Below are 13,262 nucleotides of genomic sequence, written 5' to 3'. Positions count from 1 at the left end.
CCGCCGACCGGCCGCAGAGGTACGTGCCGCCTTGGCCGAGCTGAGCGGGAGCGGGAGCGGCTGACCCGATCGGCGCCCTGGCCGCAGCCGGACCTCACCAGCCGAACAGGCCGCCCATGATGCGGGCGCAGCGGGCCGTCATCGCGTCGGCGTCTTCCTCCGGCCGGTCGATCCACCAGCTGATCAACGAGTCGACCACCCCGGTCCACACCTGCGCCACGGCCTCGATGTCCGCCGGGTCGGCCAGTCCGCGGGAGGTCAGCAGCTGCGTGGCGCCGAGCACGGCGAACGCGTCCAGCCGGCGGCGGTAGTCCGCGGCCGCGGCGGCGATGTCGCCCCTCGACGGGACCGTCGCGTCGCGCAGGAGGCGCCACGCGTAACGGTCGTGGTCGAACGTCGTGAAGATCGCCGCGAGCACCTTCAGCGGCATCTGGTCGGGCTCGCCGCCGGCCGCCATGGTGGTCGCCACGCCGTCGGTGAGGCGGCCGCCCGCGCGGTGCAGGCAGGCCAGGTACAGGCCGTCCTTCGAGCCGAAGTACTGGTACAGCAACGGTTTCGTGACCCCGACCCGGCGCGCGATCTCGACCATCGACGCGCCCGCGTACCCCGCCCGGCCGAACTCTTCGGTGCCGGCCACGACGAGCTGGGCCTCGCGCTCTTCGCGGGGCATCCCCTTGGTCCCGACCGCCCTTGACTCCGTCACAGGCCAGAGCCTACCGTGCGTAAAGTGACCCAAGGGTAAGTTACCGCATGGTCAGATGAGAGGAGGCGACGTGGCCGAGTTCCTGGTGCACCTGCGCGACCCCGTGCTGTTCGCGATTCCGGTGTTCCTGCTGTTCGTCACGATCGAAATCGTCGCGGTGCACGTGCTCGGCCACGACGACGGCGTCATCGGCTACAGCGTCGCCGACACCCGGACGAGCATGCTGATGGGCACGGTCGCAGTCGGCGTCAACGCCCTGTTCCGGCTGGTGATGCTGGTCGTGTTCGCGGCGCTGTTCGAGCTGGCGCCGGTGAAGTTCGACCCGCGCGACTGGTGGACGTGGGTGCTCATGCTGCTCGGCCAGGAACTCGTGTTCTACGCCTACCACCGGGCCAGCCACCGCGTGCGGCTGCTCTGGGCCGGGCACCAGGTGCACCACTCCAGCGAGCACTACAACTTCTCGACCGCGCTGCGCCAGAAGTGGACGCCGTACTTCCAGCTGCCGTTCTGGTCGGTGCTGGCGCTGGCCGGCATCCCGCCGTGGCTGATCCTGACCGGCCTGTCGATCGACCTCGTCTACCAGTTCTTCGTGCACACCGAGAAGGTCGGCAAGCTGCCGCGCTGGTTCGAGTACGTCTTCAACACCCCGTCCCACCACCGCGTCCACCACGGCAGCGACGCCGAATACCTCGACGCGAACTACGGCGGCATCCTGATCATCTGGGATCGGATGTTCGGCAGCTTCGTCCCCGAGGGCCGGCGGCCGACGTACGGGCTGACGAAGAACATCGGGACGTACCACCTGCTCAGCGTCGGCTTCCACGAGTACGGCTCGATCCTGCGCGACCTCCGCACGGCCCGGACGTGGCGAGAGCGCGCGGGCTACGTGTTCGGGCCGCCCGGCTGGCAGCCCGAACACGTGCCCGCGTGAGACCTACGCCGTTTCCTGCAGGGCGTTCTCCGGCCGGATCGACGCCGGCAGGCTCTCGAGCGGCGGGCGCTGCGGCGAGGTCAGGTCGGTCAGCACCAGTTCGCGCTCGACGCCGTCGGCCGACGTGCCCCGCTGGAACTGGGCGAGCAGCGTCGCCGGCGGCACCGCCGTGACCAGCCGGTCGTAGCGCTCCAGGCGGTCGAACAGCGTCAGCATGATCTGCCCGGCCATCCGCCCCAGCGCCTGCGTGCTCTGGTGCCGGTGGACGCGGTGGCCGAGGTCGACCTGGGCCAGCGCGTCGAGACCGCGCAGCTCGGTGAGGTCGATCAGGTGCCCGATCTCGACGCCGTAGTTGACGACGAACGGGATGCTCTCCAGCACTTCCCGGCGGCCCGCGTACTCGCCGGCCAGCGGCTGCACGAACCCCGACAGTTCCGGCCAGAACATGTTGAGCAGCGGCCGTGCGACGAGCTCGGTGACGCGGCCGCCGCCGTCGGCCTGGTCGCCGAGCGGCCGGTGGTAGAAGCCCTTGACGTAGGCCACCGACGGATCGGTGAGCAGCGGGCCGAGCAGGCCGGTGACGTAGCTCGTGGTGAAGTCGTGGAGGTCGCCGTCGACGAAGACGACGAGGTCACCGGTCGTCGCCGCGACGCCCTTCCACAGCGCCTCGCCCTTCCCGGCCAGGCCTTCGAGGGCGGGGAAGACGGCGTCCTGCGCGACGACGTCCGCCCCCGCGGCCGCCGCGACCTCGGCGGTGGCGTCGGTGGAGTGGCTGTCGACGACGAGGATCTCGTCGACGAGTGCGTGGTGTTCCTGCAGTTCTTCGCGGATGGCGGCGACGATCGCGCCGACGGTCGCTTCCTCGTTGCGCGCCGGGATGACGACCGAGACCGTGGTGCCGCGCTTGGCCGCGACGAGTTCTTCGGTGGTCCAGTCCTCGGCCTTGCTGCTGCGCCGGGCCAGCCAGGTGCCGACCGCGGGCGTCACCTGCAGGTGTGCGTTGCGCATGATCTTCCCCTTCCCTCGGTCGTCTCCGAGGCTGGGGGCTGCGCGTTTCCTCGGCTTCTTCGGAGTGCTACCGGGGTGTTACGAGATGGCCCGGACGGCACCGATCCCGTTAACCTCCGGCGGCACCACGAACGGGCGACCGCCGGCCGTGCGAGCTGGTCAGGCCTCTTCTTCCTCGAGCATCTCGGGCGTGACCGCCGACTCGGTGTCCGGGATGTCGAGGTCCTTGGCCCGCTTGTCCGCCATCGCCAGCAGCCGCCGGATCCGGCCCGCCACCGCGTCCTTCGTCATCTGCGGCTCCGACAGCTGACCCAGCTCCTCCAGGGACGCCTGGCGGTTGGACAGCCGGAGCCGGCCGGCCGCCAGCAGGTGGTCCGGGGCCGTCTCGCCGAGGATCTCCAGCGCCCGCTCCACCCGGGCCGCCGCCGCCACCGCCGCGCGGGCCGAGCGCCGCAGGTTCGCGTCGTCGAAGTTGGCCAGGCGGTTCGCCGTCGCGCGGACCTCGCGGCGCATCCGGCGCTCTTCCCACTGCAGGACGCTCGCGTGCGCGCCCAGGCGGGTCAGCAGCGCCCCGATCGCGTCGCCGTCGCGGACCACCACGCGGTCGGCTCCGCGGACTTCGCGGGACTTCGCCTGGATGCCCATCCGGCGCGCCGCGCCCACCAGGGCGAGCGCCGCCTCCGGGCCCGGGCAGGTCACCTCGAGCGACGAGGAGCGGCCCGGTTCGGTCAGCGAGCCGTGGGCGAGGAACGCGCCCCGCCACGCCGCTTCCGCGTCGGCCACTCCCCCGGACACCACGGCCGCGGGCAGCCCGCGCACCGGGCGGCCGCGCTGGTCGATCAGCCCGGTCTGCCGGGCCAGGCCCTCGCCGTCCTTCACCACGCGCACGACGTACCGGGTGCCCTTGCGCAGCCCGCCGCTGGCGGTGATGACGTGGACGTCCGAATGGTGGCCGTACAGCTCGTGGATCTCCTTGCGCAGCCGTCGCGCGACCGAGCCCGTGTCCAGCTCCGCCTCGACGACCACCCGGCCGGCCACGATGTGCAGCCCGCCGGCGAAGCGAAGCAGCGACGCGACCTCCGCCCGGCGCGGCCCGATCTTCGTGATCTCCAGCCGGCTCAGCTCGTCCTTCACCGCGGCGGTCATCGCCATTACTGCCCCTCCCTGCCTTTCGCTCCTCCCCCGTGCTCCCCGTCCCCGACGAGACCGAGAGCCTCCCGCATCGTTCGCGCGAGCGCATCAGGATCATGCCGTCCCGGCACTCCGGGGTCGGCCACCGCCCCCAGGTGCGCCCGGCCGCCCAGCCGTTCCGCCGCGCGGCGGAGATTCGCCGGGTCGGGGACGGAATCGCGGTCCGCGATCACCGCGTCGACCCGCAGATCGGGGGCGTGTTCGAAGAGTACGTCGAGGTGACGCTCCGGCGAGAATCCCGCGGTTTCCCCCGGCTGGGGGACAAGGTTGAGCACGAGCACCTTCGTCGCGGCCGTGTGCACGAGCGCGTCGTGCAGTCCCGGCACGAGCAGGTGCGGGAGAACGCTCGTGAACCACGACCCCGGCCCGAGGAACACGACGTCGGCGGCGAGCACCGCCTCGACGGCCTCCGCGCACGCCTGCGGCGGCCGCCCCGACCGGCCCGGCGTGTGCAGGCTGACGCGCTGCACCTGCCCCGGCGTCGAGGCCACCGCGACCTGGCCGCGGATCGTGCGCACCGCGGCCGGGTCCTCGCTGTCGAGGCCGCTGACCCGCCCCTCGATTTCCAGCGGCTCCGGCGACATCGGCAGCACGCGGCCCGAGACGCCCATCAGGCGGCAGGCCTCGTCGAGCGCGGCGACCGGATCGCCGAGCACCTCGAACAGCCCGGCCAGCAGCAGGTTCCCCACCGCGTGCCCGGCCAGTGCGCCGTCGCCGCCGAAGCGGTGCTGGAAGACCTCGGCCCACAGCGTGCCGCCGTCTTCGGCGGCGAAGGCGGCGAACGCCTGCCGCAGGTCGCCCGGCGGCAGCAGGCCGAGTTCGCGCCGCAACCGGCCGGAGGATCCGCCGTCGTCGGCCACGGTCACGACCGCGGTCACGTCGGGGGTCACCCGCCGCACCGCGGACAACGTGGCGTGCAGTCCGTGGCCGCCCCCGAGGGCGACCGCGCGCACGTTATTCACGACCAAGGTCGCGGTGCACCACCTTCACGGCCATCCCGTCCTCTTTGGACAGACGCTCGGCGAGCTCGACGGACAGCGCCACGCTGCGGTGCTTGCCGCCGGTGCAGCCGACGGCCAGCGTCAGGTACCGCTTGCCTTCGCGCTTGTAGCCGGCGCCGATCAGCCGCAGCAGCTGGTGGTAGCGGTCGAGGAACTCCTCGGCGCCCTCCTGCGAGAGGACGTAGTTGCGGACCTCGCCGTCGAGGCCGGTGTGCTCGCGCAGCTCCGGGATCCAGAACGGGTTCGGCAGGAACCGGACGTCCATCACCAGGTCGGCGTCCATCGGCAGGCCGTACTTGTAGCCGAAGGACAGCACGGTGACGCGGGTCTGGGTGCTGGCCTCGGAGCCGAACGCGTCTTCGATCTTGGCGCGCAGGTCGTGCACCGACAGCGACGACGTGTCGAGCACCAGGTCGGCTTCTTCGCGCAGCGGCTCCAGCAGCGTCCGCTCCGCCGTGATGCCGTCGGCCAGGCGGCCGTCGCCCTGCATCGGGTGGCCCCGGCGGACGGCCTCGAACCGCCGCACCAGCACCGCGTCGGTCGCCTCCAGGAACAGCACCCGCGGCTTGTAGCCCCGGGCGTCGAGGTCCTTGATCACCGAGGCCAGGTCGTCGGTGAACGCGCGCGAGCGCACGTCCATCACCACCGCCACCTTCGTGATCGCGCCGCGCGCCTGCGCGCCCAGCTCGACCATGGTGGCGATCAGCTCCGGTGGCAGGTTGTCGACGACGAACCAGCCCAGGTCCTCCAGGCACTTGGCCGCCGTGCTGCGGCCCGCCCCCGACAACCCGGACACGACCGCGACCTCCATGCCGGAGCCGCGGATCTCCTCTTGCGCACTCACTGTGTTTCCCTACTCCCCTGCTTCTGTGCCGTGGCCGGCGCCGGACTCCCCGGCCAGCGCGGCGACCACGGCTTCCGCGGTGCGCCTGCCGAAGCCGGGCACCGCCTCGATCTCTTCGATCCTGGCCTGCTTGAGCTTCTTCACCGAGCCGAAGTGCTTGATCAGCGCGGTGCGGCGAGCCTGCCCCAGCCCGGGCACACTGTCCAATTCGGACGTCACGAGCCGCTTGGACCGCTTCTCGCGGTGGTAGGCGATGGCGAAGCGGTGGGCTTCGTCACGCAGCCGCTGCAGCAGGTACAGCCCCTCCGACGTCCGGGGCAGGATGACCGGATCGGGGTCGGCGGGCAGCCAGACCTCTTCGAGCCGCTTGGCCAGCCCGATCACGGCGATGTCGGTGATGCCGAGCTCGGCCAGCACGTCGGCGGCCGCGGTGGCCTGCGGGCCCGCGCCGTCGACGACCAGCAGGTTCGGCGGGTAGGCGAACTTCTTCGGCCGCCCGGTCTCCGGGTCGAGGCCGGGGGTGCTCGACTCTTCCGCGGTTTCCTTGAGGTAGCGGTGGAACCGGCGCCGGACGACCTCGGCGATCGAGGCGACGTCACCCTCCGTGGCCGCCTCCCGCAGCGCGAAGCGCCGGTACTCGGACTTGCGCGCGAGCCCGTCCTCGAACACGACGAGCGACGCGACGACGTCGCTGCCCTGGATGTGGCTGATGTCGATGCACTCGATGCGCAGCGGCGCGGTGTCGAGGGCGAGGAACTCCTGCAGCTCGGTGAGGGCCGCCGAGCGGGCCGTGAGGTCGCCGGCGCGGCGCAGCTTGTGCTGGGTGAACGCCTCCCCCGCGTTGCGCTGCACGGTCTCGGCGAGGGCCTTCTTGTCGCCGCGCTGGGGCACCCGCAGCTGGACCCGCGAGCCGCGCAGCCCGGTGAGCCACTCCGCGACCGCCTCGGCGTCCGCGGGCAGCTCCGGGACCAGCACCTCGCGCGGGACGACCGGCCCCGCGTCGACGTCGTCGCGGGCGTCGAGTTCGGCCTCGTCGCCGTAGAACTGGGTGAGGAAGTGGTCGACCAGCGCCGGGACGTCCATCTCCTCGGCCTTGTCGATCACCCAGCCGCGCTGGCCGCGGACGCGCCCGCCGCGCACGTGGAAGACCTGGACCGCGGCCTCGAGATCGTCGTGGGCGAACGCCACGACGTCGGCGTCCGTGCCGTCGCCGAGCACCACGGCCTGCTTCTCCATGGCGCGGCGCAGCGCGCCGAGGTCGTCGCGCAGCCGGGCGGCCCGCTCGAACTCGAGCTCTTCGGACGCGGTGGCCATCTCGGCTTCGAGGCGCCTGATCATGACGTCGGTCTTGCCCGCCAGGAAGTCGCAGAAGTCCTCGACGATGTCGCGGTGCTCGCCGGCGGAGACGCGGCCCACGCACGGCGCGGAGCACTTGTCGATGTAGCCGAGCAGGCAGGGCCGGCCGATCTGGCCGTGGCGCCGGAACACCCCGGCCGAGCAGGTGCGGGCCGGGAAGACGCGCAGCAGCAGGTCGAGCGTCTCGCGGATGGCCCACGCGTGCGCGTACGGGCCGAAGTACCGGACGCCCTTCTTGCGCGCGCCGCGGTAGACGTGCAGGCGCGGGAACTGTTCGTTCAGCGTCACCGCGAGCATCGGGTAGCTCTTGTCGTCGCGGTAGCGGACGTTGAACCGCGGGTCGAACTCCTTGATCCAGTTGTACTCGAGCTGGAGCGCCTCGACCTCGGTGGTGACGACGGTCCACTCGACGCTCGCGGCCGTGGTGACCATCTGCCGGGTGCGCGGGTGCAGGCCGGAGAGGTCGGCGAAGTAGGAGTTCAGCCGGCTCCGGAGGCTTTTCGCCTTGCCGACGTAGATGACCCGCTTGGTCGCGTCGCGGAATTTGTACACGCCAGGGGCATCCGGGATGCTCCCCGGCGAGGGACGGTAGGTGGTCGGGTCAGCCACTCCCCCAGACTATGCAGCGGCGCGAAGCGCCTCCGCTGAGGGTGGTGGCGGGGGCATGGATGGACTATTTGGCGACACCGACAGTTCTCGCACGCCCCCGGGTCTGCCGCGGCCGGTCGTGAGTGTTTTGGGGGGTTAGAACCGCCCTGAACACTCACGACCGGTTGGCCCGCCGGAAGTAGGGTGTTCGTCCGCTTCCGACCTTCGTCGGTGTCCGCACCCGTGACCCGGTGGTTACTTTCCGACGGCGATCCGGTCCCCCACCGAAAGGATCACCGTCGTGAGCTTCCTCCGCTCCCTCGGCGCCGTCTCCGCGGCCGCCGTCGCCCTCACCCTCGCGGGCGGCGCGGTCGCCACCGCGGGCGTCCAGCCGAACATCGTCGGCGGCAGCACCGCGCCCACCGTCTCCTGGGGCGCCCAGGTGTACGTCAACACGCCCGGGCGCGACTACCAGGGCTTCAACTGCTCCGGCACGGTCATCGCCAGCCGCTGGGTGCTGACCGCGGTGCACTGCCTCGACCAGGACGGCTCGGGCATGTACGTCCGGGTCGGCAGCAACACGCTGCTGTCGGGCACGAAGATCGCCGTCGACAACGAGTACCAGTCCCCGAACGGCGACATCGCGCTGCTGCACCTGGCGTCGGCGACGAGCACCGCGCCGATCTCGCTGGGCAGCTCGGACCCGGCCACCGGCAGCACCAACCAGATCTACGGCTGGGGCCGCACCACCCCGACCGGCCCGCCGGCGACGGCGCTGAAGACGGCGAACGTCCAGGTGACCGGCCGGTCCACGGACGCCTACGGCGGCCGCGCGATCCAGAGCGTCGGCGTCAACGGCTCGGCGTGGAAGGGCGACTCGGGCGGCCCCGAGGTCGCGAACGGCGTCCAGGTCGGCGTCGCGTCGACGGTGCAGAACCAGAGCGGGTCGAACACGCGCGGCACGAACAACTACGCCAGCGTGGCGGCGAGCCGGTCCTGGATCCGGACGACCGCGGGCGTGTGAGCCCCCGGGGCGGCGCTTCGGCGCCGCCCCGGTTTTGTCGGAGGGGTGTGGGATGCTCGCGGCATGCGGATCGCCACCTGGAACGTGAACTCCATCGTCCCCCGCCTGCCGCGCGTGCTGGGTTTCCTGGAGGAGACGGCGCCGGACGTGCTGTGCCTGCAGGAGCTGAAGAACACGACGGAGGCGTTCCCGGCGGCGGAGATCGAGGCGCTGGGCTACGAGGTGGCCGCGTACGGGCTCGGGCGCTGGAACGGCGTCGGCATCGTGTCGCGGGTGGGCTTGTCCGACGTCGTGCGCGGCCTGCCGGGCGAGCCGCAGTTCGACGGCGCGTCGGAGGCCCGCGCGATCGGGGCCTCGTGTGGCGGCGTGCGGGTGTGGTCGGTGTACGTGCCGAACGGGCGCGAGCCGGACAACCCGCACTACGCGTACAAGCTGGAGTGGCTTTCGTCGCTGCATTCGCTGGTGGCTTCGGAGGTTTCCGACGGGCCGTTCGCGGTGCTGGGCGACTTCAACGTGGCCCCGACGGACGAGGACGTCTGGGACATCGCGCTGTTCGCGGAGTCGACCCACGTGACGAAGCCGGAGCGCGACGCCCTGGCCCGGCTGCGGGACCTCGGCCTGTCGGACGTCTTCCCGCGGCCGCTGAAGTACGACCACCCGTTCACGTACTGGGACTACCGGGCCGGGAACTTCCCGAACAACAAGGGCATGCGGATCGACCTGGTGTACGGGAACGCCGCGTTCACCGACGCGGTCACGGATTCCTATGTGGACCGCAACGCGCGCAAGGGAAAGGGACCCTCGGACCACGCGCCGATCGTGGTCGACCTGGACCTCTGACCCGCCCACCCCGTCGTGAGTGGTAAGGCGGGTTCTAACCCGCCTTACCACTCACGACGGGGTGGAGCGGTCAGCCGCCGGTGGCTGCGCGGTGCAGTTTGCGCAGGGCGCGCACCGCTTCCACCGCGCGGTCCCGGTCCACGGCCTGGACCGCCATCACCGCGTGGTACTCGTCGTCCGGCAGCTCCAGCCGGGCCCACGACGCGCCGTCCGGGAAGCTCACCGACAGCACGTCGCTCCACGCGAAGCGGCGGGTGACCAGCACGTTCCGGACCTCGATGCCCTCGGCGTCGGCCCGCACGCGCGCGATCGCGAACAGCATCACGCCGCACGCCAGCAGGATCCCGATGCCCACCATCGCCGCCTGGTCGGAGCGCTGGAAGCGGACCCCCGTGTCGCCGTTGCGCAGCAGGACCGCCACCACGACGAACACCGCCAGCAGCGCCACCGCCAGCACGCTGCACATGATCATCGCGCGCCGCGGGCGGATCACCAGGAGAGTCTTCACGGTCACACGAAACCCCGCTCGGTCCACGGCTGGCGCAGGCTCCGCAGCACGTGCGCGGAATCCAGGGCCGCCACCGTCGCCTCGTAGCCCTTGTCCTCCTTGGCGCCCGGACGGCCCGACCGGTCGACGGCCTGCTCGTGCGTGTCGCACGTCAGGACGCCGTTGCCCACCGGGGTGCTCTCGTCGAGCGCCACCCGGGTCAGGCCCGCCGTCACCGCGTCGCACACGTACTCGAAGTGCGGGGTGCCGCCGCGGATGACCACGCCGAGCGCGACCACCGCGTCGTGGTTGCGGGCCAGCGCCTGGGCCACCACCGGGAGCTCGACGGCGCCGGCGACGTGGACGACCGTCGGCTCCTCCTCCAACTCGGCTTCGCGAGCGGCGGCGAGCGCGCGCTCCAGCAGGACGTCGGTGATGTCCGCGTTCCAGCGGGTGGCGACGATGCCGAGCTTCAGCGACTTGCAGTCGGAGAGGTCCAGCTTGGCTTCGGGACGGCCTTCGCCGCTCACAGTGTTCCTCCATCGGCGTGCTCGGGGCCCGCACCGACCTGGTCGTAGTGCTCCAGCTGGGCCAGGTCGTGGCCCATCCGGTCGCGCTTGGTCCGCAGGTAGCGCAGGTTCTCCGGGTTCGGCGAGATCGGCAGCGGCACCCGCCCGGTGACGCGCAGGCCGTAGCCCTCGAGACCGATCCGCTTGGCCGGGTTGTTCGACAGCAGCCGCATGGTGCGGACGCCGAGGTCGCACAGGATCTGCGCGCCGGTGCCGTAGTCGCGGGCGTCGGCCGGGACGCCGAGCGCGAGGTTCGCGTCGACGGTGTCCGCGCCGTCGTCCTGCAGCTGGTAGGCCTGCAGCTTGTGCAGCAGGCCGATGCCGCGGCCCTCGTGGCCGCGGATGTAGAGCACGACGCCGCGGCCTTCGGCGGCCACCGCTTCCAGGGCCGCCTCCAGCTGCGGGCCGCAGTCGCAGCGCAGCGAGCCGAAGACGTCGCCGGTCAGGCACTCGGAGTGGACGCGGACCAGGATGTCCTGGCCGTCGCCGATCTCGCCGTAGACGAACGCGACGTGCTCGATGCCGTCCAAGAGGCTGTCGTAGCCGACCGCCCGGAACGTGCCCGCGGCCAGCGGGATCCGGGCTTCGGCGACCCGTTCGACCTGCTTCTCGGTGCGACGGCGGTAGGCGATCAGGTCGGCGATGGTGATGATCGGCAGGTCGTGGTCGGCGGCGAACACCTCGAGCTCGTCGCGGCGCGCCATGTCGCCTTCGTCCTTCTGGGACACGATCTCGCAGAGCACGCCGGCGGGCGCGAGCCCGGCCATCCGGGCCAGGTCGACCGACGCCTCGGTGTGCCCGGGCCGGCGCAGCACGCCGCCTTCCTTGGCCCGCAGCGGCACGACGTGGCCGGGACGGCGGAAGTCCTTCGCCGTGGACGCCGGGTCGGCCAGCAGCCGGATCGTGTGCGCGCGGTCGGCGGCGGAGATGCCGGTGCTGATGCCCTCGGCCGCGTCGACCGTGACGCTGTACGCGGTCCCGCGCGCGTCCTGGTTCGTGTGGTACATCGGGGGCAGGTCCAGCCGGTCCGCTTCGGCCTCGGTCAGCGCCACGCAGACGTACCCCGAGGTGTAGCGGACCATGAAGGCCAGCAGCTCCGGCGTCGCCTTCTCGGCGGCGAAGATGAGGTCGCCCTCGTTCTCGCGGTCTTCGTCGTCGACCACGACGACCGGGCGGCCCGCCGCGATGCCCGCGATCGCCCGCTCGATGGCGTCGGCGTCGAACACCGCTCCGCTGCCGCACGGGGTCCAGCCCGCTTCGGGCGTGGGTGCACTCGTCTCACTCATGACCGCTCCTCCGTGCCGCCGTCCCGATTGTGCGCCTGGTCGCGGATGTGGGCCTCGGCCAGCTTTTCCACGTACTTCGCGACCACGTCGACCTCGAGGTTGACCAGGTCGCCGGCCTCCCGGCGGCCGAGGGTGGTCACTTCGAGGGTGGTCGGGATCAGGGCGACCGCGAACTGGTCGGCGGTGATCGCCGCGACCGTCAGCGAGACGCCGTCGACCGCGATCGAGCCCTTCTCGACCACGTACCGGGACAGGTGCGCCGGCAGCGCGAACGTCGTCACGCCGTTCTCGTCGCGGCCGAGGAACACCCCGGTCCCGTCGACGTGGCCCTGCATGATGTGCCCGCCGAGCCGGCCGCCGGCCGGGGTGGCGCGTTCGAGGTTGACCCGGTCGCCGACCGCGACCTTGGCCAGGCTCGACCGCTGCAGCGTCTCGTTGACGACGTCGACGGTGAACTCGCCGCCCGCCACCTCGACGACGGTCAGGCAGACCCCGCTGACCGCGATCGAGTCGCCGTGCCCGGCGTCGCTGGTGACCAGCGGGCCGCGGACGCGCAGCCGGGCCGCGTTGGTCAGCTGCTCGACCGCGGTGACTTCGCCGATCTCCTCGACTATGCCGGTGAACACGTGCGCTGCCTCCTCGTGAGCCGGTCTGTGAGCCGGTCCTTCCATCCAACACCCGACGCGGCCCGGTGGCTTCTCCGGTGCCGGTGCGGAGTTCAGCCGGCCCGGCCGCGGGCCGCCTGTTCGCGCAACGCGGCGACCGCCTTGCCCGGGTCGGTGGCGCCGTACACGGCGGAGCCGGCGACGAAGCAGTCGACACCCGCCTCGGCGGCCTGCTCGATGGTGTCGGCGTTGATCCCGCCGTCGATCTCGACGAGCAGCTTCAGGTGCCCGGTGTCGACCAGCCGCCGCGCGGTGCGGACCTTCGCCAGGACGTCGGCGATGAACGACTGCCCGCCGAAGCCCGGCTCGACCGACATGACCAGCAGCGTGTCGTAGTGCTCGAGCGCGTCGAGCCACGGCTCGAGCGCGGTGCCCGGCTTGATCGACAGGCCGGCCTTCGCGCCCGCGGCGCGCAGGTTCTTCGCCAGCGCGACCGGGTCCTTCGCGGCCTCGGCGTGCACGGTGACGTTGTAGGCGCCGGCCTCGGCGTACCCGATCGCCCAGCGGTCCGGGTCGTCGATCATCAGGTGGCAGTCGATCGGCAGGTCGGTGCTGTCGATCAGGGCCTTGGCCACGGGCAGGCCGAGGGTCAGGTTGGGCACGAAGTGCGCGTCCATGACGTCGACGTGGACCCAGTCGGCGCGGTTCTCCCCGGTGCCGGCCACGGCGGCGATCTCTTCGCCGAGCCGGGCGAAGTCCGCCGCGAGGATGCTGGGTGCGATCAAAGGTCGGTCTGCCACGTCCCGAGTGTAGGAGGACGGCGCTAACG

Annotated in this window: 14 protein-coding genes; 3 read left to right on the top strand and 11 right to left on the bottom strand. The window is 71.9% G+C overall.

Annotated elements, in window-relative coordinates:
• Nucleotides 1-94: 94 nt before the first annotated feature.
• Entirely contained in the window at nt 95-703 is a 609-nt protein-coding gene (locus C2L58_RS04540) for a TetR/AcrR family transcriptional regulator (RefSeq protein ID WP_233225546.1), read from the bottom strand.
• Between the two features lie 70 nt (nt 704-773).
• Here C2L58_RS04540 and C2L58_RS04535 point away from each other — a divergent pair, with 70 nt between their 5' ends.
• Nucleotides 774-1,634 carry a sterol desaturase family protein gene (locus tag C2L58_RS04535; protein ID WP_103336081.1) on the top strand — a complete coding sequence of 287 codons (861 nt, stop codon included), beginning with the start codon at nt 774-776 and terminating at the stop codon, nt 1,632-1,634.
• Nucleotides 1,635-1,637: 3 nt separating this feature from the next.
• Here the strand turns inward: C2L58_RS04535 and C2L58_RS04530 are convergent, their stop codons facing one another.
• The 5 genes from C2L58_RS04530 to uvrC all read right to left on the bottom strand — a co-directional run bounded on the left by C2L58_RS04530 (nt 1,638) and on the right by uvrC (nt 7,643).
• Nucleotides 1,638-2,642, bottom strand: coding sequence for a glucosyl-3-phosphoglycerate synthase (locus tag C2L58_RS04530; RefSeq protein ID WP_103336079.1), 1,005 nt, complete (start codon nt 2,640-2,642; stop codon nt 1,638-1,640).
• Nucleotides 2,643-2,801: 159 nt separating this feature from the next.
• Nucleotides 2,802-3,794 carry a DNA-binding protein WhiA gene (gene whiA / locus C2L58_RS04525; RefSeq protein ID WP_103336077.1) on the bottom strand — a complete coding sequence of 331 codons (993 nt, stop codon included), beginning with the start codon at nt 3,792-3,794 and terminating at the stop codon, nt 2,802-2,804.
• Entirely contained in the window at nt 3,794-4,786 is a 993-nt protein-coding gene (locus C2L58_RS04520; protein WP_103336075.1) for a gluconeogenesis factor YvcK family protein, read from the bottom strand. The genes whiA and C2L58_RS04520 overlap by 1 nt, the downstream gene beginning before the upstream one ends.
• A 1-nt stretch (nt 4,787) precedes the next feature.
• Nucleotides 4,788-5,645 carry an RNase adapter RapZ gene (gene rapZ / locus C2L58_RS04515; RefSeq protein ID WP_014466867.1) on the bottom strand — a complete coding sequence of 286 codons (858 nt, stop codon included), beginning with the start codon at nt 5,643-5,645 and terminating at the stop codon, nt 4,788-4,790.
• Between the two features lie 42 nt (nt 5,646-5,687).
• Nucleotides 5,688-7,643, bottom strand: coding sequence for an excinuclease ABC subunit UvrC (uvrC, locus tag C2L58_RS04510; protein ID WP_103336073.1), 1,956 nt, complete (start codon nt 7,641-7,643; stop codon nt 5,688-5,690).
• Between the two features lie 280 nt (nt 7,644-7,923).
• Here uvrC and C2L58_RS04505 point away from each other — a divergent pair, with 280 nt between their 5' ends.
• Nucleotides 7,924-8,646, top strand: a complete 723-nt coding sequence (locus tag C2L58_RS04505; protein WP_103336071.1) for a S1 family peptidase — start codon at nt 7,924-7,926, stop codon at nt 8,644-8,646.
• Between the two features lie 63 nt (nt 8,647-8,709).
• Complete coding sequence (locus tag C2L58_RS04500; RefSeq protein ID WP_103336070.1) at nt 8,710-9,486, top strand: exodeoxyribonuclease III; 777 nt, start codon at nt 8,710-8,712, stop codon at nt 9,484-9,486.
• A gap of 70 nt (nt 9,487-9,556) precedes the next feature.
• Here C2L58_RS04500 and C2L58_RS04495 read toward each other — a convergent pair whose 3' ends face one another.
• From C2L58_RS04495 to rpe, 5 genes are all read right to left on the bottom strand, one after another.
• The gene (locus C2L58_RS04495; protein ID WP_103336068.1) at nt 9,557-10,000 is read right to left on the bottom strand and encodes a PH domain-containing protein; all 444 of its coding nucleotides are present in this window, start codon (nt 9,998-10,000) and stop codon (nt 9,557-9,559) included.
• Complete coding sequence (gene ribH, locus C2L58_RS04490; protein WP_103336067.1) at nt 9,997-10,503, bottom strand: 6,7-dimethyl-8-ribityllumazine synthase; 507 nt, start codon at nt 10,501-10,503, stop codon at nt 9,997-9,999. The genes C2L58_RS04495 and ribH overlap by 4 nt, the downstream gene beginning before the upstream one ends.
• On the bottom strand, nt 10,500-11,828 hold the full coding sequence (locus C2L58_RS04485; protein ID WP_103336065.1) for a bifunctional 3,4-dihydroxy-2-butanone-4-phosphate synthase/GTP cyclohydrolase II: 1,329 nt from the start codon (nt 11,826-11,828) through the stop codon (nt 10,500-10,502). The genes ribH and C2L58_RS04485 overlap by 4 nt, the downstream gene beginning before the upstream one ends.
• Entirely contained in the window at nt 11,825-12,454 is a 630-nt protein-coding gene (locus C2L58_RS04480) for a riboflavin synthase (protein ID WP_103336063.1), read from the bottom strand. Before C2L58_RS04480 ends, C2L58_RS04485 begins: the two co-directional genes overlap by 4 nt.
• 92 nt (nt 12,455-12,546) lie before the next feature.
• A complete protein-coding gene (rpe, locus tag C2L58_RS04475) occupies nt 12,547-13,218 on the bottom strand; it encodes a ribulose-phosphate 3-epimerase (protein ID WP_103336062.1) in 672 nt (223 codons plus the stop codon).
• Between the last annotated feature and the right edge of the window lie 44 nt (nt 13,219-13,262).

The organism is Amycolatopsis sp. CA-126428 (assembly GCF_002904335.1).
Lineage (GTDB): Bacteria > Actinomycetota > Actinomycetes > Mycobacteriales > Pseudonocardiaceae > Amycolatopsis.
The sequence above is the reverse complement of the archived record's forward strand: the minus strand, read 5'-3'. Positions and strand labels throughout refer to the sequence as shown.